24 protein-coding genes are annotated in these 23,287 nt (G+C 71.3%); 17 read left to right on the top strand and 7 right to left on the bottom strand.

The window, feature by feature from the left end; translation table 11 throughout:
- Positions 1–86 precede the first annotated feature (86 nt).
- Positions 87–809, bottom strand: a complete 723-nt coding sequence (locus tag BJ986_RS11935) for a hypothetical protein (protein ID WP_179422180.1) — start codon at positions 807–809, stop codon at positions 87–89.
- 306 nt (positions 810–1,115) lie between these two features.
- On the opposite strand from BJ986_RS11935, the gene BJ986_RS11940 reads away from it, so the two are divergent.
- A complete protein-coding gene (locus BJ986_RS11940; protein WP_179422181.1) occupies positions 1,116–3,113 on the top strand; it encodes a hypothetical protein in 1,998 nt (665 codons plus the stop codon).
- 119 nt (positions 3,114–3,232) lie between these two features.
- Here the strand turns inward: BJ986_RS11940 and BJ986_RS11945 are convergent, their stop codons facing one another.
- Positions 3,233–3,553, bottom strand: a complete 321-nt coding sequence (locus BJ986_RS11945) for a hypothetical protein (RefSeq protein WP_179422182.1) — start codon at positions 3,551–3,553, stop codon at positions 3,233–3,235.
- A 1,007-nt stretch (positions 3,554–4,560) separates the two neighbouring features.
- On the opposite strand from BJ986_RS11945, the gene BJ986_RS11950 reads away from it, so the two are divergent.
- Positions 4,561–4,953 carry a hypothetical protein gene (locus BJ986_RS11950; protein ID WP_179422183.1) on the top strand — a complete coding sequence of 131 codons (393 nt, stop codon included), beginning with the start codon at positions 4,561–4,563 and terminating at the stop codon, positions 4,951–4,953.
- Here BJ986_RS11950 and BJ986_RS11955 read toward each other — a convergent pair.
- Positions 4,950–5,321 (bottom strand): thioredoxin family protein, encoded by a 372-nt coding sequence (locus tag BJ986_RS11955; protein WP_179422184.1) that lies wholly within the window; start codon positions 5,319–5,321, stop codon positions 4,950–4,952. The two genes, BJ986_RS11950 and BJ986_RS11955, sit on opposite strands and share 4 nt — an antisense overlap.
- Before the next feature lie 346 nt (positions 5,322–5,667).
- On the opposite strand from BJ986_RS11955, the gene BJ986_RS11960 reads away from it, so the two are divergent.
- From BJ986_RS11960 to BJ986_RS12005, 10 genes are all read left to right on the top strand, one after another.
- On the top strand, positions 5,668–6,129 hold the full coding sequence (locus tag BJ986_RS11960) for a hypothetical protein (protein WP_179422185.1): 462 nt from the start codon (positions 5,668–5,670) through the stop codon (positions 6,127–6,129).
- Positions 6,130–6,146: 17 nt separating this feature from the next.
- Positions 6,147–7,601: an NAD-dependent malic enzyme gene (locus tag BJ986_RS11965; protein WP_179422186.1), complete on the top strand. Its 1,455-nt coding sequence runs from the start codon at positions 6,147–6,149 to the stop codon at positions 7,599–7,601.
- Entirely contained in the window at positions 7,594–7,959 is a 366-nt protein-coding gene (locus BJ986_RS11970) for a VanZ family protein (RefSeq protein WP_238338090.1), read from the top strand. The genes BJ986_RS11965 and BJ986_RS11970 overlap by 8 nt, the downstream gene beginning before the upstream one ends.
- Before the next feature lie 215 nt (positions 7,960–8,174).
- Positions 8,175–10,400 (top strand): DEAD/DEAH box helicase, encoded by a 2,226-nt coding sequence (locus BJ986_RS11975; RefSeq protein WP_179422187.1) that lies wholly within the window; start codon positions 8,175–8,177, stop codon positions 10,398–10,400.
- A 115-nt stretch (positions 10,401–10,515) separates the two neighbouring features.
- Complete coding sequence (locus BJ986_RS11980; RefSeq protein WP_179422188.1) at positions 10,516–11,082, top strand: YqgE/AlgH family protein; 567 nt, start codon at positions 10,516–10,518, stop codon at positions 11,080–11,082.
- A gap of 31 nt (positions 11,083–11,113) precedes the next feature.
- The gene (locus tag BJ986_RS11985) at positions 11,114–11,422 is read left to right on the top strand and encodes a DUF3039 domain-containing protein (protein ID WP_179422189.1); all 309 of its coding nucleotides are present in this window, start codon (positions 11,114–11,116) and stop codon (positions 11,420–11,422) included.
- Between the two features lie 123 nt (positions 11,423–11,545).
- Positions 11,546–13,300 carry a DEAD/DEAH box helicase gene (locus tag BJ986_RS11990; protein ID WP_179422190.1) on the top strand — a complete coding sequence of 585 codons (1,755 nt, stop codon included), beginning with the start codon at positions 11,546–11,548 and terminating at the stop codon, positions 13,298–13,300.
- 42 nt (positions 13,301–13,342) lie between these two features.
- Positions 13,343–13,735: a hypothetical protein gene (locus tag BJ986_RS11995; RefSeq protein WP_179422191.1), complete on the top strand. Its 393-nt coding sequence runs from the start codon at positions 13,343–13,345 to the stop codon at positions 13,733–13,735.
- A gap of 107 nt (positions 13,736–13,842) precedes the next feature.
- A complete protein-coding gene (locus BJ986_RS12000; RefSeq protein ID WP_179422192.1) occupies positions 13,843–14,250 on the top strand; it encodes a hypothetical protein in 408 nt (135 codons plus the stop codon).
- Between the two features lie 74 nt (positions 14,251–14,324).
- On the top strand, positions 14,325–14,534 hold the full coding sequence (locus tag BJ986_RS12005; RefSeq protein WP_179422193.1) for a dodecin: 210 nt from the start codon (positions 14,325–14,327) through the stop codon (positions 14,532–14,534).
- 62 nt (positions 14,535–14,596) lie between these two features.
- On the opposite strand, the gene BJ986_RS12010 is transcribed toward BJ986_RS12005, so the two are convergent.
- Complete coding sequence (locus BJ986_RS12010) at positions 14,597–15,070, bottom strand: Lrp/AsnC family transcriptional regulator (RefSeq protein ID WP_179422194.1); 474 nt, start codon at positions 15,068–15,070, stop codon at positions 14,597–14,599.
- 107 nt (positions 15,071–15,177) lie between these two features.
- Between BJ986_RS12010 and hppD the strand changes: the two genes are divergently transcribed.
- Together hppD and BJ986_RS12020 are read left to right on the top strand one after the other, a co-directional pair.
- Positions 15,178–16,413, top strand: coding sequence for a 4-hydroxyphenylpyruvate dioxygenase (gene hppD / locus BJ986_RS12015; protein WP_179422195.1), 1,236 nt, complete (start codon positions 15,178–15,180; stop codon positions 16,411–16,413).
- Between the two features lie 47 nt (positions 16,414–16,460).
- Positions 16,461–17,342, top strand: coding sequence for an RDD family protein (locus BJ986_RS12020; protein ID WP_179422196.1), 882 nt, complete (start codon positions 16,461–16,463; stop codon positions 17,340–17,342).
- On the opposite strand, the gene BJ986_RS12025 is transcribed toward BJ986_RS12020, so the two are convergent.
- Positions 17,339–18,772 (bottom strand): glycosyltransferase 87 family protein, encoded by a 1,434-nt coding sequence (locus BJ986_RS12025; protein ID WP_179422197.1) that lies wholly within the window; start codon positions 18,770–18,772, stop codon positions 17,339–17,341. The genes BJ986_RS12020 and BJ986_RS12025 overlap by 4 nt on opposite strands.
- A 123-nt stretch (positions 18,773–18,895) precedes the next feature.
- Between BJ986_RS12025 and BJ986_RS12030 the strand changes: the two genes are divergently transcribed.
- Both BJ986_RS12030 and BJ986_RS12035 read left to right on the top strand, forming a co-directional pair.
- Positions 18,896–20,053: a molybdopterin-dependent oxidoreductase gene (locus BJ986_RS12030; protein WP_179422198.1), complete on the top strand. Its 1,158-nt coding sequence runs from the start codon at positions 18,896–18,898 to the stop codon at positions 20,051–20,053.
- A complete protein-coding gene (locus BJ986_RS12035; RefSeq protein WP_179422199.1) occupies positions 20,050–20,376 on the top strand; it encodes a hypothetical protein in 327 nt (108 codons plus the stop codon). The genes BJ986_RS12030 and BJ986_RS12035 overlap by 4 nt, the downstream gene beginning before the upstream one ends.
- Before the next feature lie 56 nt (positions 20,377–20,432).
- Here the strand turns inward: BJ986_RS12035 and BJ986_RS16085 are convergent, their stop codons facing one another.
- Both BJ986_RS16085 and BJ986_RS12050 read right to left on the bottom strand, forming a co-directional pair.
- Entirely contained in the window at positions 20,433–21,737 is a 1,305-nt protein-coding gene (locus tag BJ986_RS16085) for a DUF2064 domain-containing protein (RefSeq protein WP_202881241.1), read from the bottom strand.
- A complete protein-coding gene (locus BJ986_RS12050; protein WP_179422200.1) occupies positions 21,734–22,405 on the bottom strand; it encodes a glycosyltransferase family 2 protein in 672 nt (223 codons plus the stop codon). The genes BJ986_RS16085 and BJ986_RS12050 overlap by 4 nt, the downstream gene beginning before the upstream one ends.
- A gap of 122 nt (positions 22,406–22,527) precedes the next feature.
- On the opposite strand from BJ986_RS12050, the gene BJ986_RS12055 reads away from it, so the two are divergent.
- Complete coding sequence (locus BJ986_RS12055) at positions 22,528–23,283, top strand: winged helix-turn-helix domain-containing protein (protein WP_179422201.1); 756 nt, start codon at positions 22,528–22,530, stop codon at positions 23,281–23,283.
- The last annotated feature ends 4 nt before the right edge of the window (positions 23,284–23,287 follow it).

The following is a 23,287-nucleotide window of genomic DNA, read 5'->3' on the forward strand; positions in this document are numbered from 1 at the left end:
CGACCTTCACGCCAAACGAACGTCCGGATCTGCCGCCCGGATTCACGGTGGATGACTCGTCAGCCACGCCATTCTTGCCGCGAGCTTCAGCCGGCGGCGAGTGCGGTGATGCGGGCGCGCTCAGCCTGCAGCGCGGCCCGTCCGGCGGGGGTGACCTGCAGGTGAGTTTCGGGCAGCGACGCCAGCCCGAGGGTGCGTCCGCCCCCGTTGAGCCAGCCCTGTCCTCGGAGCGAGGCGATCCAGGCGGCACCGACGACGGCTGGGAGCCCAGCGCGTTCGCACAACCAGCTGGCGGCAACGGAGTGCACGCTGGCGGCGCCGGAGAGCAGCGCGTACGCCTCGGCGCCGGGCGGCCACGCGCCCGAGGGAGCCGCGGTGGTGGGTTCCTGGCGGAGCTGGCGGTACCAGCGCCACCGGGCGGCCGGTAACTTGGGGATGACACCGGGCGCGGGCAAGGCCCGGCACAGGGCTGCGGGGAAGAACACAGAGCTGGCGTTCGCCAAGTTCACCACGATCATGAACGGCACCAGGATGGGCAGCACGTCTTCAGACTCGCCGTATGCGATGCCCCTGACGGCCAGCACCGCCATCAGCACGGCCAGCACCAGGGCAACCAGGGCGCTCAGGTCTCGCACCCACAGCCGGCGCATCCCCGCCGGGTCCAGGACACTGGTCTCCGCCTCGGCGGCCAGTGCATAGCGCGCGGCGTCCGGTGTGCTGATGGGGGTCAGGTGGACGAACGGCTGAATGCCCGGCGCGGCGCCGGGTAGGGGCGCCATCGGCTTTGCGCGTGCGCTGCGGTCGGGCATAACTCCCATTGTGTCGGCCCCTCCCGGCGGGCGCTGGGGTTCGAGGGATCGAGTTGGAGCGCCGTCGCGGTGGGCGGGGACGTCGTGGCAACGGGGGTGTGACTCGCGTGAGCGCCGTCCGGCTAGGGGCTGCCGAGTTGCGCGCTTCTCGATGTCAGGCAGCCCCGATGCGCTAGACCAGCGCACAGGCACGGCGTGGTCACAGACTCCACATTTCGGATGCAATCCGGGCGAACCAGTCGCAGGCGGAGGCCGTATCCCGTACCTTCGGCGCAGCCGCCTACGGCGCGCCTTTGCGAACGGAGAATGATGACCCGCTACCTGCGCTCACTGCTGGTCGCCACTCTTGCGGCCGCCGCGGTAGGGATCCCAGCCGCCGCGTTCGCCGCCGACGGGCCCGCCACCGTCACCCTGGAGCCGCTGAGCGCGGCCGGCGTGCCCCTGACCGGGCCGTTCACCGTCAAGGCCGACGTCACCATGAACACCGACCCCTCCGTCACCGTCAGCATGGACGTCGGGTACACCGCCAAGCCAAACTCCGGGGCAACGATCGCGAACAACACCGGAAGCACGGTCCTGGCTGCTCAGACCGTGACCGCGCAGGACTGCCCAGTCACGTGCACACTCATCTGGACGTTCGACCCGACCACCCAAGCCGCAGCGTGGCCGGACGCGAACGTGTCCGCGGTCGCCACGATCAACCCGGGCACCGCGAACCCGACCTACAGCGGGCGCGTGGTCACCACCTACCAGTCACCCGTCTCGCCGTTCGCTGCCGCCGCCAGCCCCCAGGCGACGCCAACCGCCATCACCGCCACGTACGGCCCCGGCGTCCTCGACACCACCGGCACGTGGACACTCACCTCACCCACCGCGCGCACCGATGGCGAGACGGTGCGCGCCACCCTGCGCCTGTCGCGAGCCCCGCAGGACGCGGCAGTGTTCACCGGGACCTGGGGCGCCCCCGACCCGGCCTCCGGAGCCACGACCGGCACCGTCCCTCTCGACGTGACGGCCCTGCCCGCCGGAGGGTACGAGCTGACGGTCCAGGGCAAAACCGCGGCAGGGCAGTACGGCATCCCGAAGTACCTCGGCATCGTCGCCGTCCGCCACGTCCCCTCGCTGACCGGGGTCACCTACGGCCCCTTCCTGGCCGGGACCTCCGTCCCGCTGAACGTGACCTCGCAGGGCCCGTACCCGACGCCGGGGGCGAACCCCACCTCGCTGAAGGTCCGCGTCGGCACCGCCGCCCCGGTGACTTTCCCCGTCACGTTCACCGACTCGTCGACGTCCGTCACCCTGCCCGCGTCCATGCTGCCGGCCGGGACGACCAGCGTGGACGTCCAGCTCCTGGACCCGTACGGGACGCCCATCGGATCGTCCATCGACGTGCCGCTGGTCGTTGTCGCCTTCCACGAGACCGTCACGGCCGCCCCGCTGGTCGTCGGCGTCCAGTCCCCGGTCACCATCAAGGGCACCGCGCCCGCCGGGCTGACGTTCTCCATCTGCGGTTTCGCGTTCTACGACCCCGCGGGACTCAACGGGTACACGTCCGGTGTGGTGTGCCAGGACGAGAAGTCGTTCGCCACCACCATCACCACGATCCCGCAGGCGGCCGGCCCAGGACGGTTCGAGGTGCAGGTCAACACCCAGGAGAACTACCTGGCCGCACCCGTCGAGACGTTCCCCACCACCGTCTACGCCGACAGGTCAGCCACCTACACCGCACCGGCAACTGGCGCGTACAACGCCGCGCTGACCGCGGTCGTGAACGTGGCTGACCTGGTCAGCACCAGCCAGCCGCGCCGCGCTGCCGCGAATGTCCCTGTCACGCTGCAGCGCAAGGTGGCCGGCACCACCACGTGGACCACCATCGCGACGGCCCGCACTGACAGCACCGGCAAGGCAGCGCTGCGGTTCGCGAACACCGCCAACGGGCGGCTGCGGGCCCTCGTCGCCTCCGCCGTGCCGGGGCGCACCCTGACGCTGCCCGAGCGTGCTATCACCTCGGTCGGCACGGTGTCCTGGTACTCCGTAGCGTCCTATGCCCGCGCCTACGCCCCCGTCACCGCCCGGGTGACCGCCGCCCCATACGAGTCGGGTGCCCGCATCGCCGTGCAGGTCCGGCGCCTGGGGACCACGACGTGGACCACCGTGGCGACGGGCTATCTCGGCACCACCGGCGCCGCCGCCGGAACCTTCAAGCTCACCTCCCGTGGCACTTGGCAGGTCCGAGTGCGCCGGTACGCCACGACTCGCATCGCGACCGGGTACACCAGCATCCGAAAGCTCACCATCAGCTAGCGCTACCCTCCCGCCCGGCATCCCCACCAGGACGAGCGCGGTCGGGGGATCCCTGGGTTCGGTTTCGTATCCGCGGCACGAGCTGACCTGCTTGTCTATGGCCGGTGCGCGACCCGCCTTTACTGCGGCGCGTCGAACTCTCCGCTGCGGGTACGGTCGAGAAGGTCGACCAGGGCTCGGTCAGGGTTGGCGCCGCGTTCAAGTACCTGGCGCATGACGAGTTTGTCCCTGCGCAATCTGCCTACATTTCTCCTGAAGACGCCGACCTTCCAAGCGGCTCCGACAGATTCGCGGACGCCGACGTAGAGCATCCAGATGAGATTGCCGACGATCGTGCTGTCTGGGGCGACACTGACGCGGAGGGGAGTCCCGGTGGGTACCGCCACGACCAAGAACTCGGCGCCACTCGCCGAGGAGGTCTCGACCTGCCGGATCTCCATAGGTCGCGCACTCTAACGGACCCGGTGGGCGATCCACCCGTGGCACCATGCGCGAGTGGAGAAGCTCAGTGCAGGTGGACTGAGGCTGTCGGGGATGGCCGTCGGCATCATGGTGCTCGCGGGTTGCACGGCCCCCGTCCTCGTCGGGTTGACCGGTCCCGCGGAGGCACCCACGGCTCTCATCGATCCCTGCAGGACCGACTGGTTCAGCCAGCACGCCCTCACCGTCATCGATGTCGAATCGCGAGTTGTTCTCTGGAACCGATTCTGCAGACCTTCGCCGTCTCCGAGATTGATCCGGGCAAGGTTCTGACGACCGACGGCGAGAAGCATTCGCCCCCCGTCTGGGAAAGCCTGCACGAGCTGAGCTTCGGGTGGTGGATGAACGGTCAAGCCGCGCGGGGGGCGCCTATGGGGCCGGCCGCAGACTCCACCGACTGGCGTTGTCGAATCGCCCCTCTCGAACCTCCTCCAAGAGCTGGTCCACCCGGGACTTCGGATCGATCCCTCGGGCAAGCATCTCCTTGTAGATCACCTGACGGCCCAAGTTGAGAGTGCCCTTGGGCATGAGAAGGACGCCGACCTTGTATCGGTCTTGGCGGTCCTGCCACCAAAAGAATGCGAAGGCCAAGGGCGCCAACAGAAGCATCTCGATCCCTCCATCCAGGGGGGCGCCCCGCAGCGATGATCCGCGCTTGACTGCGCGGACCTGGTAGCGGCGCCCATTCCGGTGGACGGTGATTTGGTGTCTCATGCGCTCACTTTCACGGTGACTTGGTCGGTCCGCCGCGGCTCAGGTGGCTGCTGTCAGGAGGAATGACCACGCCGACCGCGACTGTGGCGAGATAGCCCACCGTGATGGCACTAGCCAACACCACGAGTGCAGCTGGACCCGGTGTTCAACACCCCGGCAAGCAGGGCAGCACTGAACTTCGCGACACCCTGGACCGTCTTCACGACCGGACGTCCCGGGGGACCGGCCGGGCGCATGGGAGAAGGAGAGCGACATGGTCTGGCGAGCACTGGGCGCGCTGGCACTGCTGGTGTCGGCGGCGGACCACCTCAAGCTCTGGTTCGGCGGGGTTCGACACCAGTCGGTCGGCCCGGCGTTCCTCTTCAACGTCGTCGCCGGGATGGTCATCGCGGTGCTGCTGCTGCGATGGCACCACTGGGTGCCCGCATTCCTCACCCTCGGCTTCGGGGCGTCCACGCTCGGGGCGTTCGTCCTCGCCACCACCGTGGGCCTGATGGGCGTCCACGACCGGTGGGAGGGTTTCTACGTCTTCGCTGCGGCGATCTCCGAGGTGGTGTGCATCCTCGTCGGTGGCTTGCTGCTCCTGGGGTTCTGGACGAGCAGGTCCACCACCAGCGCACCAAGCACGGAGCGGGCGCGGCTCTAGCTCTGGGTGGCCTTCTGCGACTCGATGTCGGCCCGCACGGCGTCCATGTCGAGGTCCTGCACCTTGGCGATGACCTCCTCCAGCATGGGCGCGGGCAGGGCGCCGGCCTGGGCGAAGACGAGGATGCCGTCCCGGAATCCCATGAGCATGGGGATCGAGGTGATGTTCGCGGCGGCGGCGAGCGCCTGCTCGGCCTCGGTGTCGACCTTGCCGAAGACGATGTCGGCGTGCTGCTCTGACGCAGCCTCGTAGACCGGTCCGAAGCGCTTGCACGGCCCGCACCAGTCGGCCCAGAAGTCCACCAGGACAGTGCCGCCCTCCAGGATCGTCTTCTCGAAGTTCTCCGCTGTCAGCGTCGTGCTAGCCATCTCTAGGTCCACTCCCATCAGACCGCGACGGTCGCGGTCACCGAGTTCTCGCCCAGCTCGACGGCAGATCGGCCGCCTTGCCGGTTGCCATCATGGCGAACCGGGGCTGGACTCCACCACGCTCAACGTCGGACAGGCGCTCAACCTTCCCCAGCACACGGTCCTGACGCTTTCGGCAGTGGAAGCAGGGCTGGTGGGGGAGACTGTGTCCGTGCAGCTGACCGATGCCGCCTGCCCGGGCCGCGAGATCGACCACGAGGGGTGCCCCCTGAGCGCGAGGGCCACGATCGTGAGGGTCCAAATCGCTTGGGCCGCGACAGTGATGACCACGACGGTGCCGGCCTAGATGCGTGGCCACGCTCGGGTCAGGTTCGTCGGCTGGTCGCTGGCCGGCCTCGCGGCGCTCATGGTGCCGTGGACGGCATACCTCTTCATCGCCCTGCCCGGCACCCAACCGTCGGCCCACTTCGACCTCGCCTGGGGCGGCTTCGACCTGGCGCTGCTGGTCGTGCTGGCCGTGACCGGCTGGGCGGCGGTGCGTCACTCGCGCTGGATCGGGTCCGTGGCCGCAGCCACCGCGGCGATGCTCGTCACGGACGCGTGGTTCGACGTGGTGACCGCGCCGTCGACGCGGGAGCGCTGGGTCGCCCTGGCCATGGCCGTCGTCGTCGAGCTGCCGCTGGCACTGGTGTGTGCCTGGCTCTCGGTGCGCGGGCAGGTCATCGTCGAGCAACGTCTGGCCCTCGGCCTGCGCCCGCGACGGATCGCTGGCCACAATGCGGCGCGGGTTCGGCGTACCCCGCGGTAATCGAGAGAATGCCGACCATGAGCGCAGCCCCCTCCGTGTCCAACTCCATCACCGTCCGGTTGACCCTCCCGGCCCGCGCCACCGCGGTCTCCGAGCTCACCGGCGTCATCGAGAAGTGCGGCGGGCTGGTCACCGGCCTGGACGTCACGGCGTCCGGCGCCGACCGGTTGCGCGTGGACGTCACCGCTGCCGCCCGCGACACGACGCACGCCGACGAGCTCGTCGAGGCGATGCGCGATGTGCACGGGGTCGAGATCGGCAAGGTCTCGGACCGCACCTTCCTCGCCCACCTCGGTGGCAAGCTCAAGATCGAGTCGAAGGTGCCGATCCGCAACCGCGATGACCTCTCGCTCATCTACACGCCGGGCGTCGCGCGCGTCTGCCTGGCGATCGCGGAGAACCCCGCCGACGCCCGGCGACTCACCATCAAGCGCAACACGGTGGCAGTCGTGACCGATGGTTCGGCCGTCCTGGGCCTGGGCAACATCGGCCCCCTCGCCGCACTGCCGGTGATGGAGGGCAAGGCGGCGCTGTTCAAGCGTTTCGCCGACATCGACGCCTTCCCCATCTGCCTCGACACCCAGGACACCGAGGAGATCATCCGCACGGTCAAGGCCCTCAGCCCGGTCTTCGCCGGCATCAACCTCGAGGACATCTCGGCGCCGCGGTGCTTCGAGATCGAGGCCCGGCTGCGTGACGAGCTCGACATCCCCGTCTTCCACGACGACCAGCACGGCACCGCGATCGTGACCCTCGCAGCGCTGCGCAACGCGCTGCGAGTCGTCGGCAAGGAGCTCAGGGAATGCCGCGTGGTCATGTCGGGCGCGGGGGCCGCCGGCACCGCCATCCTCAAGCTGCTGCTCAAGGCCGGTGCCACGGACGTCGTCGTGGCCGACCAGTTCGGCGTGCTCCACCCCGACCGTGAGGACATCGCCTCGGGTCTGCACCCCGCCCTGGCCTGGTCGGCCGCGAACACCAACCACCGCGGCGTCTCCGGCACGCTCAAGGACGCGATCGCCGGCGCCGACGTGTTCGTCGGCGTGTCCGCCCCGGGGATCCTCACCGGCGACGACATCGCCACCATGAACGACGGGGCGATCGTCTTCGCGATGGCCAACCCCGAGCCCGAGGTCGACCCCATCGCCGCCGCCCAGCACGCGGCGGTCGTCGCCACCGGCCGCTCCGACTTCGCCAACCAGATCAACAACGTGCTGGTCTTCCCCGGCGTGTTCCGTGGCCTGCTCGACGCGGCCTCGACGTCGATCGACGAGGACGTGATGCTGGCCGCCGCCAGGGCGCTCTCCGAGGTGGTCCACCCCGACGAGCTCAACGCGGCCTACATCATCCCCAGTGTGTTCCACCCGGACGTCTCCAAGGTCGTCGCGGCGGCAGTGAAGGCGGCCGTCCTCGGCACCACGCCGGAGCAGGTCGTCACCCGGCGGATGGCCGAGGAGCCCGAGCTCATTGGATAGTGCGGCACCGACCCGCCGGCGCGAGCCCCGGCCGGCCGCCGTCGTGTTCGTCGTGTTGCTGGTCGCCCAGGCGCTCGCGCTCTACTGGCCGCGTGTCGACATCCAGGGGCCGGTGACGTGGACTGACAAGGTCGTGCACGTCCTGCTCTTCCTGCTGCCCACGCTCGCGGGGCTGCTGGCCGGCTTCCGCCCGGCATACGTGGTGGGGTTGTTGGCGGTCCACGCACCGGTGAGCGAGCTGATCCAGCACTACCTGCTGCCGCACCGCTCGGGCGACGTCTGGGACGCCGTCGCGGACCTTTCCGGCGTGGTGGTCGGGGTCACCGTCGTGGTGGTCGGGAGGGCCCTCCGGCGCTGATAGACTGCTCTGGCTCAGATCGGCGGCGCTGGCAGCGCCAAGAGGTGGCACAGGCGCCACAGACGCATTCCCTACTCCGACTGCAGTCCCACCGGATGACAACTGTTGATCCGGTCCAACGGGCCCTTTAGGGCCTGAGGCTCGTCTTCTTCGTTGCCCTCGCCAGGTGGCTCGAGACGTGTCTACCTCGAGTACCTGAAGTGAGTTGAATACCAGTGCCCAAGAACCTGCGATCCGGCGCGCCCAAAAAGGCCCGTTGGACCCCGGACCAGAAGGCTGCCGCGAAGAAGGGCCCCAAGAAGGCGCATCGCGGCCAGTCCTCCACCGCCTCCGGCGGCGCCACGTATGCCGCTCGGCCGGCCCGCGACGGAGACCGTCGCCCCGAGCGCACCGAGCGCTCGGACCGCCCTGCGCGTAGCTACGACCGCAGCGAGCGCCCCGCCCGCACCAACGAGCGCAGCGAGCGCCCTGCCCGTAGCTACGACCGCACCGAGCGCTCGGACCGCCCTGCCCGCAGCTACGACCGCAGCGAGCGCCCCGCCCGCAGCTACGACCGCGATGACCGCGCTCCTCGTCGCTTCGACCGCGACGACAACCGTGGCCCGCGCCGCGACTTCAACCGTGACGACCGGCCGCAGCGCCGCGACTCCACCCGTGACGACCGCCCGGCTCGTCGCTATGACCGTGATGAAAACCGTGGTCCCCGTCAGTACAACCGTGAGGACCGCCCAGTGACCAGCACCAACCGCGACGACCGACCCGCTCGCAGCTTCAACCGTGACGAGCGTCCGGCTCGCAGCTTCAACCGTGACGACAACCGTGGCCCGCGCCGCGAGTTCGACCGCAGCGACCGTCCGGCTCGCAGCTTCAACCGCGATGACCGTCCGGCTCGCAGCTTCAACCGCGATGACCGTCCGGCTCGCAGCTTCAACCGTGACGACCGTCCGGCTCGCAGCTTCAACCGTGACGACCGTCCGGCCCGCGGCTTCGACAACCAGGTCGACCCCGAGGCCGAGCGCATGGAAGCAGACACCTGGGTGAAGGCCACCCGCAAGTCGGTCGAGGGCCCCGTGACCGTCGACGCCGACAACGGCTTCGCCGGGCTCGGCCTGACCGAGCGCCTCGTCGAGCGGCTCGCCCGCGACGGCATCACGACGCCGTTCCCGATCCAGTCCGCGACCATCCCGGACGCGCTGGCCGGCAAGGACGTCCTCGGCCGTGGCCAGACCGGCTCCGGCAAGACGCTCGCCTTCGGCCTGCCGATGCTGTCCCGCCTCGCCGACGGCGACAAGGCCGCCCCCCGTCGACCGCGCGCCCTCGTGCTCGTCCCGACCCGCGAGCTGGCCATGCAGGTGTCCGACGCGCTCGAGCCGCTCGTGCACGTCCTCGGGCTGCGCCACAAGCTCGTCGCAGGCGGCCTGTCCTACACGACCCAGATCAACGCGCTGAACCGTGGCGTCGACGTGCTCATCGCGACGCCCGGTCGCCTCAAGGACCTCATCGAGCGTGAGGCCGTGCAGCTGCGCGACATCCAGATCGCCGTCCTCGACGAGGCCGACCACATGGCCGACATGGGCTTCATGCCCGAGGTCACCGCGATCCTCGACCAGATGCCCGAGGGCGGCCAGCGGATGCTGTTCTCGGCCACCCTCGACAAGGGTGTCGACAAGCTCGTCGAGGGCTACCTCACCGACCCGGTGACGCACTCGACCGACGACGCCAAGGCCTCGGTCACCACGATGGAGCACCACGTGCTCCTGATCGACCCGATGCACAAGAAGACGATCACGGCCGAGGTCGCCAACCGCGAGGGTCGCACCGTCGTCTTCGTGCGGACCAAGCTCGGCGCCGACCGGGTGGCCCTCCAGCTGCGCGAGCAGGGCGTCTTCGCCGCCGCGCTGCACGGTGGGCTCAACCAGGGCGCGCGCAACCGCGTCCTGGGCGCCTTCCGCGACGGCAGCCTGCCGGTCCTCGTCGCCACCGACGTCGCCGCTCGCGGCATCCACGTCGACGACGTCTCCGTCGTCCTGCAGGTCGACCCGCCGGCCGACCACAAGGACTACCTTCACCGCTCGGGTCGCACTGCCCGCGCCGGCGACAAGGGCACGGTCGTGACCCTCGCGCTGCCGCACCAGCGACGCACCATGGAGCGGATGGCCCGTGAGGCCGGCATCGACGCGATGCCGACCAAGGCCGTCCCGGGCGACGAGCGCCTCGCCGCGACCGGTGCCGTGACCCCCAGCGGCATCCCGGTGCCGGAGGACAAGGTGCGCCGCGTCCTCGAGGGCCCGAAGCGCGGCGGCGGTCGTCCGTCCGGCGGTCCCCGTGGTGGTGGCCCTCGTGGCCCCCGCCAGGGTGGCGGCAACCGCTCGTACCGTGACGACCGCTCCGGCGGCTCGCGCGGTGACCGCGGCAGCTACTCCCGCGCGGCCCGCGACTGACCCACCCCGCACACCGCGGGGGCGCTGCACATGGCAGCGCGCCACCCGCCACCGCATCACCTGAATGGCCAGAGCCCCGGTCCCCGCGACCGGGGCTCTGGCGCGGGCGGGCAGAATGGGACCCGTGGAGACCACCGACCTGTCGGGAAGCCTTCTCGTCGCGACGCCGCAGATCGCCGACGGGGTGTTCTGCCGCAGCGTCGTCCTGCTCCTGCACCACGACGCGGAAGGCGCGCAGGGTGTGGTGCTCAACCGCCCCATGGACGCGCGCGTGGACGTCGTGCTGCCCGACTGGCAGGCCTACGCCACGGCGCCGGCGGTGCTGTTCGAAGGCGGCCCGGTCGGCCTCGACAGCGCGCTCGGCCTGGTCACGGTGCCCGGCGACGTCGAACCGCTCGGCGTGAAGCGGCTCTTCGGCGGTCTGGGGCTGGTCGACCTCGACACCCCGCCGGCCATCGTGGTGCCCGAGGTGGCCGGCCTGCGGATCTTCGCCGGGTATGCCGGGTGGTCACCGGGACAGCTCGAGGAGGAGGTCGCCTCGGGGAGCTGGTACGTCGTGGAGTCCGAGGGTCGCGACGCCTTCGACGATGACCCCGAGCAGCTCTGGACCAGGGTGCTGCGTCGTCAGCGCGACCACCTGGCCTTCGTGTCGACGTTCCCGAGCGACCCCGAGATGAACTGAGCCGCCCCACGGCCCGGCATACACTCGGGGGATGAGCGAGCCGCAGATCCCCTTGGACGACCCGCTGTCCCCGGCCGCGGAGCCGCACCGCCAGACCAGCACCGCCGTGCTCGAACGCGAGCAGGTCGAGGAGCAGCTGCAGGAGCCGGGCGACCACGAGCGGTTCGCGCACTACGTCCGCAAGGAGAAGATCCTCGAGAGCGCCCTGTCCGGCGACCCCGTCGTGGCTCTGTGCGGCAAGGTCTGGGTGCCGGGCCGCGACCCGAAGAAGTTCCCGGTCTGCCCCACCTGCAAGGAGATCTACGACGGGCTGCGCGCGCCGCAGGACGGCGGCGAGTGAGCGCACTCTTCAGCGTCAGCTCCGCCGCGACGGGCGACACGCTCTAGCACACCCCCGAGGCCCCGGCACAGACGCCGGGGCCTCGGCATGTCGTTTTGCGCCAACGGATAACGTGGCCGCCCTATGAGTACAGCCGCCGCCTCCCACCTCTCACCAGCGTTCCCGGAGCGGGCGGCCTGGGGGACGGCCGCCAAGCTGCGCGCCTGGCAGCAGGCCGCGCTCACGGCATACCTGCGGGCCGACCCCCGCGACTTCCTCGCGGTGGCCACACCCGGCGCCGGGAAGACGACGTACGCGCTCCGCCTGGCCACCGAGCTGCTCGGCCGGGGCACCATCTCCGCCGTCACGATCGTCGCTCCCACGGAGCACCTCAAGACCCAGTGGGCGGACGCCGCGGCCAAGGTCGGCATCCACATCGACCCGAAGTTCTCCAACTCCTCGGCCCGCCACTCCAGCGAGTACGACGGTGTGGCCCTGACCTATGCCCAGGTGGCCAGCAAGCCCGCGCTGCACCGGACCCGCACCGAGTCCGCCCCCACCCTGGTGATCCTCGACGAGATCCACCACGGCGGCGACGCGCTGTCGTGGGGTGACGCGATCCGCGAGGCGTTCGAGCCGGCGACGCGACGGCTCGCCCTGACGGGCACGCCGTTCCGTTCCGACACCTCGCCGATCCCGTTCGTGACCTATGCCGAGGACCGCGACGGCATCCGCCGGTCCTCGGCCGACTACACCTACGGGTATGCCGAGGCGTTGCGGGACGGCGTCGTGCGGCCCGTGCTCTTCCTCGCCTACGGCGGCGCGATGCGCTGGCGCACCAAGGCGGGTGACGAGATCGCGGCCCGGCTCGGCGAGATGCTCACCAAGGACTCCATGGCCCAGGCCTGGCGCACGGCGCTGGACCCCAAGGGGGAGTGGATCCCGTCTGTGCTGGCCGCGGCCGACAAGCGGCTGACCGAGGTCCGCCGTGGGGTGCCGGACGCGGGCGGGCTCGTCATCGCGTCCAACCAGACGGCGGCTCGCGCCTACGCGCGGATCCTCGAGTCCCTGACCGGGCAGAAGCCCACCCTGGTGCTCTCCGACGACGCCGGCTCCTCGGCACGGATCGAGGAGTATGCCGCGAGCGACTCGCGGTGGATGGTGGCGGTCCGCATGGTGTCCGAAGGGGTCGACGTCCCGCGGTTGTGCGTGGGGGTCTACGCCACCTCCACCTCGACTCCGCTCTTCTTCGCGCAGGCGGTCGGCCGGTTCGTGCGGGCCCGTCGTCGGGGCGAGACGGCCTCGGTGTTCCTGCCCTCGGTCCCGGTGATCCTCGAGCACGCGGCCCGGCTCGAGGACGAGCGCGACCACGCCCTCGACCGCGTCACCAAGGAGTCCGACAGCGCTGCGGCGATGTGGGCCGAGGAGGACGCCCTGCTCGACGCGGCCAACCGCACGGCGCGCACCCCCGACGTCGACCAGATGGCCTTCGAGGCGCTGGAGTCGGACGCGGAGTTCGACCACGTGCTGTTCGACGCCAAGCAGTTCGGGCTCAACGCCATGACCGGGTCGGAGGAGGAGCAGGAGTACCTGGGGCTGCCCGGCCTGCTCGAGCCGGACCAGATGGCCGTGCTGCTGCACGAGCGGCAGACGGCACAGCACGGTCGTCGACCGCGCAAGGTCGAGCAGCCGGTCTCGGCGCACCGGGCGCTGGCGGCTCAGCGGCAGGAGCTCAACAAGCTCGTGGCGGCGTATGCCCGCAAGAAGGGCACCCCTCACGGCGTCGTGCACAACGACCTGCGTCGCGCGTGTGGCGGTCCCTCCCTCGACGAGGCGACCTCTGAGCAGGTCGCGGCGCGGGTCGACAAGATCAGGGCCTGGTTCGTCGGACGTCGTTGATTCGTCCTGCACGGTGCACGGCCGGGATGACATGCTGCCCGCATGGACCAGGCAGACACCATCTGGAACCGGGCCGCACTCGAGGGCGGGGGCCCCACTCCCGGCGTCGGCGACGAGGCGCTCGCTGCCGCGCTGAGGCTGCACAGCTCCGCCATGTCGGGGGGCGTCCTGGACGCCGTCCAGCACATGAGCGACGAGGAGCTCGACGCCGCCGAGGGCGGGTACCGGTGGCTGCACGTCCCGGCGGCCTCGGAGGCGATCGCGGCGGTGCGTCGCGAGATCGCGGCAGGCGCGCTCGACGACCACGACCGCGCGAGTGCCCTCGAGCTGTCCTCCGAGGACCGGTACGCCGCGGCCATCGAGGACGACGCGGCGCTCGACAACGCGTTCCGGGCGCGGTTGGGCACCGACCCGGACGCCTTCGCCGCGGTCTAGCCACAGCCAGTCCGGCTGGCCCTCACGAGGCCCGACGCGAAAGACGGTACGGCGCGCCTGCCCCGAGACGTTGCGCTGGAGCCGGTCTTCACGACAAGGTGACGTCCGTGGATCTCGTCAACGTCGTCTGGATGCTCACCGGCCTGGCTGCGGTGGTCGTCATGCTCACCCGTTCGCGCCTCATCGCCACGGAGAAGCAGTCGGGAGTGACCGAGACGCCCCGTGGGCTGCTGAACGCCCACACGGCGTTCGGGGTGGTCGCGCTGGGCACGTGGATCGCCTGGCTCGTCGGAGCGCCACGGCTGGTGGGCTGGCTGGCCATGGTCGCCTGGTGGGGAGTCGTGCTGATCGGGCTCTTCGTCCTCGCGCGATGGGTTCCCACCGGTGGCCGGCATGCCACCGGGGCGACGGATGACGGCTGGGCGCACGGCCCCTGGCTCTCCGCCCTGGGGCACATCGGCATGCTCCTGGGCGTCGCGTTCTTCACCTGGTTCTTCGTGGGGAACCACCTCTGAGGGTGGTCGCCTGCCGCCCACGCCGCTAGCGTGACGAGCACGGCGACGCTGGGCCGCCGAGGACGGAGCAGGCCATGGCCAACCACGTGTACTCCATCTCCGAGGTCGTCGGCACCTCACCCGAGGGCGTCGAGGCCGCCGTGGCGAATGCCGTCACCCAGGCCGCGAAGACGGTGCGCAACCTCGACTGGTTCGAGGTGCAGAACATCCGCGGGCAGATCAGCGAGGGTGCCATCGCGCACTGGCAGGTGACCGTGAAGCTCGGCTTCCGCCTCGACGACTGACGCTCGCTGCGCCCCTGGGTCGGGGTCGCATGGGTTCCAAGGCCGGGCGACAGGTCCCGAGGTCACTGGAGCGCGCTCGCCGCGCGGACCAGCGGGAGCGTGCGCAGGGGGATGCGGGTGGCCAGCGAGATGGCCGTGTTGGCCCGGATGACGTGCTCGTCGTCGACGACAGCGTCGATCACGCGCTGCAGGTCGGCGTTGTCGCGCGCGACGATGTGGATGTACAGGTCTCCCGAGCCGGTGATGGTGTGCGCCTCGAGCACCTCGGGGATGCGCGAGAGGTGGTCGACGACGGGGGAGTGGCCGCGGCCCTGGCGGATCTCCAGGGTGCAGAACGCCGAGACCGGGTAGCCCATCGCGGCGGGATCGATCTGGGGTGCCCACGAGCGGATCACCCCGCGCTCGAGCAGCCGGTCCAGCCGGGCCTGGACCGTCCCGCGCGCGACGCCGAGCTCGCGGGAGGCCCCGAGCACCCCGATCTGCGGGTGGTCGGTGAACAGGGCGATGATGCGGCCGTCGAGGTCGTCCAAGGTCATGGACACAGTGTCTACCGGTGATCCTCTTTGAGCCAGCATTCTGCGCAGAGTGCGCAGCGCAACGGCATACCGTTGCACACTGCGCGGCGACCCGGCACGCTGCCACCATGACGACCCACGCGCCGGACACCACTGCCCTCGACGGCACCCTCGACCTGACCCCGCAGGAGCGCGAGGCCAACCTCGACCTCGAGCAGCTCAAGCAGCTGGTCGGGCTCGTCGAGTACGACGAGAGCAAGGACCCGTTCCCGGTCACCGGGTGGGACGCGATCGTCTTCGTGGTCGGCAACGCGAGCCAGACCGCGCACTACTACCAGTCGGCGTGGGGCATGGAACTGGTCGCCTACAGCGGCCCCGAGAACGGCCAGCGCGACCACAAGTCGTTCGTCCTCAAGTCCGGCTCGATCCGGTTCGTCGTCAACGGCGCGGTCAGCCCGGACAGCCCGCTCATCGCCCACCACGCCAAGCACGGCGACGGCGTCGTCGACATCTCCCTCGAGGTGCCCGACGTCGACAAGTGCGTCGCCCAGGCCAAGCGGGCCGGCGCCCGCGTCGTCCGCGAGGCCGAGGACATCACGGACGAGCACGGCACGGTGCGGATCGCCTCGATCGCGACCTACGGCGAGACGGTCCACACGCTCGTCGACCGCTCGCTGTATGACGGGCCCTACCTGCCGGGCTACGTCGCCAGGTCCTCGACGTGGGTCAAGCGCGACGGTGCGCCCAAGCGCCTCTTCCAGGCCCTGGACCACATCGTCGGCAACGTCGAGCTGGGCAAGATGGACGAGTGGGTGACCTTCTACAACAAGGTCATGGGCTTCGTGAACATGGCTGAGTTCATCGGCGACGACATCGCCACGGACTACTCCGCCCTCATGTCCAAGGTCGTGGCCAACGGCAACCACCGCGTGAAGTTCCCGCTCAACGAGCCGGCGATCGCCAAGCGCAAGAGCCAGATCGACGAGTACCTCGAGTTCTACAACGGTCCGGGAGCCCAGCACCTCGCACTCGCGACGAACGACATCCTGCGCACCGTCGACGAGCTGCGCGCCAACGGCGTCGAGTTCCTCGACACCCCTGACTCCTACTACGAGGACGACGAGCTGCGGGCCCGCATCGGTGAGGTGCGCGCGCCGATCGAGGAGCTGCAGAAGCGCAAGATCCTCGTCGACCGTGACGAGGACGGCTACCTGCTGCAGATCTTCACCAAGCCGCTCGGCGACCGTCCCACGGTCTTCTTCGAGATCATCGAGCGGCACGGGTCGCTCGGTTTCGGCAAGGGCAACTTCAAGGCGCTGTTCGAGGCCATCGAGCGGGAGCAGGACGCGCGCGGCAACCTCTGAGCCGCAGCGCGCGTGGGGCCGCACGGTTCCCGTGAGAGGCTTGCGGCATGAGCACGCCCACGACACCCGGCTGGTACGACGACCCCGAGGACGACAGCCGGCTGCGGTACTTCGACGGCGTGGTGTGGAGCAAGCACACGACCCCTCGCTCGACGCGGCCCGTCCCGTCCGTGACCCAGCCCGGGCAGCAGCAGTTCCCCGGGCAGGGCCACCCGGCTCAGTACCCGGGTCAGGGCTCTGCACAGCCTCCGGCCGCGGGCGGGTGGCAGCAGCCGCCGGCCGCGCCTCCGCAGGGTCACCAGAACCCGCAGTTCCCCGGCACCCAGCAGCCCGGCTGGTCCGCGCCACCGCAGCACGGCTGGGCACAGCCGTCCGGTCCCACCACACCTGACGGGCAGCCGCTGGCGAGCTACGGACAGCGCGTCCTCGCGTTCGTCATCGACTTCATCGCCACGAGCGTCATCGCCGGCGTCCTGTCCCTCCCGGTCCAGCTGCAGGTCAGGGACGACATCAGCAGCACCCTCGACGGCGTCGCCAACGGGAGCGCGACGCTGTCCGACGTCTTCAACGCGGCGATGAGGGCGACAGCGGACCATGTCGTCGCGCTCACGCTCATCGCCCTCGCGTCGAGCGTGCTCTACCACGTGCTCTTCGTGGGGTTCTTCTCAGCGACTCCGGGCAAGATGGCGCTCGGCATCAGCATCCGTCGTCCCGAGGCGCCGGGACGGGTCGGGTGGGCGATCGCCGTGCGTCGCCGACTCCTGCAGACCATCCTGGGGCTGCTGCGGCTGAGCCCGGCGCTGGACATCCTGTACTTGCTCGGGTCTGCCCTCGACCTCCTGTGGCCGGCGTGGGACCCGCGGCGCCAGGCCCTGCACGACAAGGTCGCCGGCACCGTGGTGGTCCGGGGACGCGCCCCCCGGCGCTAGCGTCCGCCGCTCCGGCGTCGCTCACCCAGGTGCCGAAACACCGTCGCGGCGAGCACCACCAGGGCCGACGCGCAGTACGCGAGCGTCGGCAGGGGGTGCACGGACACCGAGGTGTAGGCCACCGTCGCGGCCACCACCACGGCGAGCCACTCGAGCCGGCCGGCACGCACGGCGCAGGCCACCAGCGGGAGGGCGTACCAGGGATAGCTCGGGGTCGTGACGAGCAGGAGCGTGCCGAACAGGAGGGCGGCACCCGCCGCGGCCTCCTGCGCTCGCCCTGTCAACCGCCACGCGACCACCGCGGATACCGCTCCGAGCACGGCCACCGAGGCCGGACCCAGTGCGGCGCCGGGCAGGACGAGGGCGAGGATGCCGTCGCGGTTGGGCCCCTGCTCCTCGAGGAGGTAGCCGGGGAGGTAGCCGAGCACCAATGGCCCGGCTGTCACCCAGTGGGGGAGATAGGCCGCGACGACGGTGACGGCGGCTGCAAGTGTCGCACCCAGGGCCCGGACCGCATTGCGCCGCAACGGAAAGAGTGCCGCCAGCACGACGGCAGGATAGAGCTTCGTCGCGACCGCGAGTCCGCCGAGCACCCCCGCCGCGACGACCCTCCCCGCGGGTGGACGTCCTCCGGGCGCGGTGGCCGTCGCCAGCGCGGCCACCACGAACGCAGCCGCCAGGACGTCGACGTGGGCGCCGTTGCCGGACTCCGCCACCACCGCCGGGCACCACGCCCACCAGAGCGCGCCCCATGGGTCGCGCCCGCTACGGCGCAGCATCGAGGCGAGGGCGACTGCGATGCCTGCCGCGAGGAGGGCCGAGCCCAGCTGGAGGCCGACGGTGCCCCAGGACCAGGGAGTCAGCCACGCCACCGCGGCGAACCAGGCCTGCGCGACGGGTGGGTAGATGGTCGGCACCCGGGGCCGGTTGATCCTCGTCCGGGGGTCGTTGGCCGCACGGGCCAGCACGTCCGCCCGGTCCGTCGGCGTCGGCCGGGTGCGGTAGCCCGAGTGGTCCTGCGGCCCGAGCCCGGGGAAGAGCACCGGGTCGCGCAGGGCTGCGAGCCGGTCGTCCAGCGGGGCGAAGCGGTACGGGGAGGTGCCGGACAGCTGGACCCGCCCGTCCCACACGTAGCGGTAGGCGTCCGAGCTCGAGCGCGGTGGCGAAAGGAGTCCGGGGAGCTGGGCTGCGAGGGCCACCAGGAAGACGACGACCAGCACCCGGCGTGGGCCCCCGGGGAGCGTGCTGGGCCTGGGCACCCGCTGCGTGGCGGGGGCCGAGCCGACCCAGCGGGTCACGACGACGGCGAGGAACCACCACGGCACCACCACGGCAGCCAACCGCAGCCTGTGCTGGTCCAGGTCACCCGCGAGGGCGTAGGTCGTCGAGCAGGCCACCATGACGGAGGTGCCGACAACGAGTCTGCGCATGCGTCCACTGTGGCCGACGCGTCGTCTGGCCGGGGCCGCTGACGGCCTGGGGAGTCGATCCGTCATCGCCCCGTAAGTGCAGCGGGCGGTCCGAAATCGGTTGTGCTGCCTAGCGTGACAGGCATGCGCCGACTGTCCCGACCGACCCGACTGCCGGGGCCACCGGTCCCCGCGGACTTCTCCTCCCCGCTGCACGACCGCACGGTGGTTGCCCGGTTGGGCCTGTGGCTGGGCTCGGCGTTCACGGTCTGCTTCCTCACGGGGCTGCTCAGCCACCTGCACCAGCACCCCGTGACGTGGCTGCCGATCCCGACCGGACCGTCGTGGGGCTACCGGGTCACGCAGGGGGTGCACGTCGCGTCCGGGACCGCGTCGGTGCCGTTGCTGCTGGCCAAGCTCTACTCGGCCTATCCCAGGCTGTTCACCAGACCGGTCCTGGGGTCGCCCGTGGTGATGCTCGAGCGGGCCTCGATCGCTGTGCTCGTGGGCTCGTCGCTGCTGATGGTCTCCACCGGCGTCGCGAACGTCGCCGGCTGGTACGTCTTCGGCTTCGGCTTCACCAGGGTCCACTACGCCTTCGCGTGGGTCGCCATCGGCGCGCTGGTCGTGCACATCGCGGTGAAGCTGCCCGCGGTCAGGGACGCGCTGTCACCGGCCGGGGCGGACATCGTGGCGCAGCAGGGGCGCCGCGCGTTCGTCGTGGGCGCCGTGGGGGTGGCCGCGGGTGCCGTGGTCCTGACCGTCGGGTCGGCCGTGCCGTGGCTGGAGTCCGTGTCGGTGCTGCGCTCGCGCCGTCCCGGATCGAGCCCCCTCGGTGTCCCGGTCAACCGCACTGCCGCCCAGGCGAGGATCGACCGGGGACTGGACCCCGCGAGCGGCGACGACCACTGGAGCGTGACCGTCCGCGGTCCCCGGGGAGCGCAGACGGTCACGTCGGCACAGCTGCGTTCGCTGCCGTGGCGGACCGTCTCGCTGCCGATCGCGTGTGTCGAGGGCTGGAGTGTCCAGGCGACCTGGGAAGGGGTGCGGGTGCGCGACGTCCTCGCCCTCGTCGGAGGTGCTGTCGGCGACGTCCGCGTCCGGTCGGCCGAGCGCCGCGGCACGTATGCCGCGAGCGTGCTGCCGCGCGCCTACGCGGACCACCCGAGCACGCTGCTCGCCTTGCGGCTCAACGGATCCCGACTGACCCGGGACCACGGCTACCCGGTGCGCCTGATCGCGCCGAACCGTCCTGGCGTGCTCCAGACCAAGTGGGTCGCCGAGCTGGAGGTGCTGTCGTGAGGGAGGCGTATGCCGCCGGACGGGGTGCCGGCTCCGGTCGCCTCCTGCTGGGCGTGGCCGGCGTGGGGCTGGGACTCGTCGGGGTGTGGCAGTTCGCGGCGCACGTCCCCCTGTCGGGGTGGGTCCGGGTGCTGGTCTGGCTGGTGGCCGGGGTCGTCGTGCACGACGGGCTGCTCGCGCCGCTGGGCGTCGTGTCGGGCTGGCTGGTCGCACGCCGGACTCCGACACCTGTGCGGTCGGCCGTCCGGATCGCCGGTCTGGCGACGCTGACCGTCGTGCTCTTGCTGGTGCCGCTGCTGGCCACGGGCGGCCTTCGGCATTGAGTCCGGACCCCAAGCCTCACCCCCGAGCCCCACCCCCGAGCCGCACCCCCCGAGCCCTAGGCCGCCTGGCGCAGGGTCACGAAGGCCCGTTCCTCCAGGCGCCACTCCTCCACGGCGAGCAGGCCTGCCTCCGCGGCATACCGGACCAGGGCCGTGGCGCCCACCACAGCCCAGGGGAACGGGGTGGACCGGCGGCCCAGGGGGCCGGTGAGGGTCACCCGCGTGCGGAGGTCGACCGACTCGTCAGGGTCGACCTCGACGAGCGCCCAACCCTCGGGGCTGAGCAGCTCGCGACACCGGCTCAGCAGTGCCCGCGGGTCGCCGCCGATGCCGACGTTCCCGTCGGCCAGCAGAAGGGTGCGCCAACGACCCTCCCCAGGGACCGGCTCGAAGACGTTGCGGCGCAACGCGCTGGCGCCGCGCGCGCGGGTGTGGACGACCGAGCCGCCGGACACGTCGATGCCCAGGGCGGGCAGCCCGCGCTGGGCCAGCGCCTCCACAAACCTCCCCGGCCCGCATCCGATGTCCAGGACCGGGCCTGAGCACCGGCTCACGATGATCTCGTCGACCGCGGACAGGCGCCGCCACGACGCCACGGCGAGCGGCGTCCCGCGGCCGCCCTGTTCGTCCTCGACGTGGACCTCCCCACCCACGAGTGCGGTGTCGAACAGCTGGGAGGGATCGCACGGTGTGGCCACGATCCGGTGGAGGGTGCGCGCGAAACGGGTGTGCGGAGCCGTGCGGGCGGCCGCGATCGCATCGGCGGCCTCGTCGACGTCTCGGTGCGTCGGAAGCAGGTGCACCGAAAGCCCTTGAGACACAAGGCGATCGAGCTGCTCTGAGCCCGTGTGGTGGGTCGACATCGGCACGCCGGCGAACAGACCGGGCTGGTAGCGGCGTAGCCCGATGGCCCAGTAGCCGCCGTCGTCACTGAGGCCCAGCACGGCGTCGGCGCCGCCCCAGTCGGCGCTGAGATCCGTGGCACCCACCTGAGGGGTGTCCATCCCCACGAGAAGGGTGGGCCGGTCTCCTGTCGTGGGAAGGCAGTCCCGGAAGGCCCGGTCGAGGCGGTCGGCCAGACCGCCGCCGGACTGGCGCTGCACCGGCACCTCCGCGGGCAGCCACGGGGCCGGGGCGCCTTCCCAGCACAGGAGCGTGCGGGCGCCGGTCGAGCGGGCCGCGTCGAGGGTGTCGCGGATCGCCGCGCCGGCGAGCGCGGCCGCCTCCCGGGGGGAGAACGTCGGGGTGAGCCGGGTCTTGACCCGGCCCGGCTGGGGGGACTTGGCCAGGATGATGACGGTGTGCAGCTGCCGTTCGGGCCGGAGCATCCGGGCGTCGCGCGCCGGGGTCAGGATGGTCACGCTCCGAGCACCCGCTGCGTGTCGTGCACCGCCCTGGCGGCCCCGAGCCACGTGCCCGTCACCTTGGACCGTCCGGCCCTGGCGAGGTACGGAACAGGTACGCCGGTGATGGTCCAGCCGGCCCGCGCCGCGCGCAGGACCGTCTCGACCGGATAGCCCGAGCGACGGTCCTGGATCGCCAACCGCTGCAACGGGATCGTGTCGGCGAGCCGCAGCGGGCCGATGTCGACCAGCTCGGTGCCGGTGGAGCGACGCACGCGCCGAGCCAGGACCCGGTTCGCGACCCTGAGCCGCAACGGCCACGCCTCGCGCGAGACCGGTTCGCGGGCGCCGACCACGAGGTGGGGTCGGGCCGCGGGGGCGGACTCGTGCACCGCCATCAGGTCCCCGAGCGATCTCGGGTCGAGGCTCGCATCAGCGTCCATGAAGGCCACCAGGGGAGCCGTGGCGCGCAGCAGGCCGGCGTGACAGGCCGCTCCGTAACCGCGCTGCACCACCTCGACGACCTCGACCCCACGGGCCCGGGCGATACCGACCGAGTCGTCGCTCGAACCGTTGTCCGCCACGATCGGGCGCGCCCAGGCCGGCATCCGGTCCAGCACCCAGGGGAGAGCGCGCGCCTCGTCGAGGCAGGGGAGCACGACGTCGACTGCCACGTTCGCGGACATGGCTCGACGCTAGGGGCCAAGGGCTCGGCGCTGGTCCCACCGACGATGACGAAACCCTTACGGGTGGACGCCGCCCGCCGAAGCACGCGCTGGCGCCGGGCTGGGCGGCATACGCTGCTGACGTGGTCGCAACTGTGCTGGTCGTCGAGGACGACCCCACCGTCTCCAGCGTCCTTTCGGCGTACCTGCTCAAGGCGGGCTTCGAGTCCCTGCTCGCCGCCGACGGGGTCTCCGCCCTGCAGGCCTGGCGCGAGCGGCGTCCCGACGTGGTCATCCTCGACGTGATGATCCCGCTGATGTCCGGGCTCGAGGTCCTGCGACGCCGTCGGGCCGAGGACGACCACGCGGCGGTCATCGTCCTCAGCGCCCGGGGTGAGGAGGACGACCGGTTGCTCGGGCTCGAGCTGGGGGCCGACGACTACATGGTCAAGCCGTTCAGCCCGCGCGAGGCGCTCGGCCGGGTGGAGGCGCTGCTGCGCCGGGGCGAACGGCTCGGCGCGACCGCGCTGCTGCCGCGGGTGGCCGAGCGGCTCGGGGTGAGGGTCGACACCGGCACCCGCACGGCGACCGTCGACGGGCGCGCCACCGAGCTGACGACGCGGGAGTTCGACCTCCTGGCCTACCTCATCGCCCACCCCGGTCTGACCTTCACCAAGGAGCAGCTGATGCGCCGGGTGTGGGGCTGGGACTTCGGCGACACCTCCACGGTGACCGTGCACGTCCGCCGGGTGCGGGAGAAGATCGAGGACGACCCGTCGGACCCGATGCGGATCGTCACCGTGCGGGGGGCCGGCTACCGGTTCGGCGACGAGGCCGCCGGGCCCGACATGCCGGAGGGGCCAGTCGAGGCCGCCGGGGACGCCGAGGAGCTGCCGTGAGCGA

Source organism: Pedococcus badiiscoriae (assembly GCF_013408925.1).
Classification (GTDB): domain Bacteria; phylum Actinomycetota; class Actinomycetes; order Actinomycetales; family Dermatophilaceae; genus Pedococcus; species Pedococcus badiiscoriae.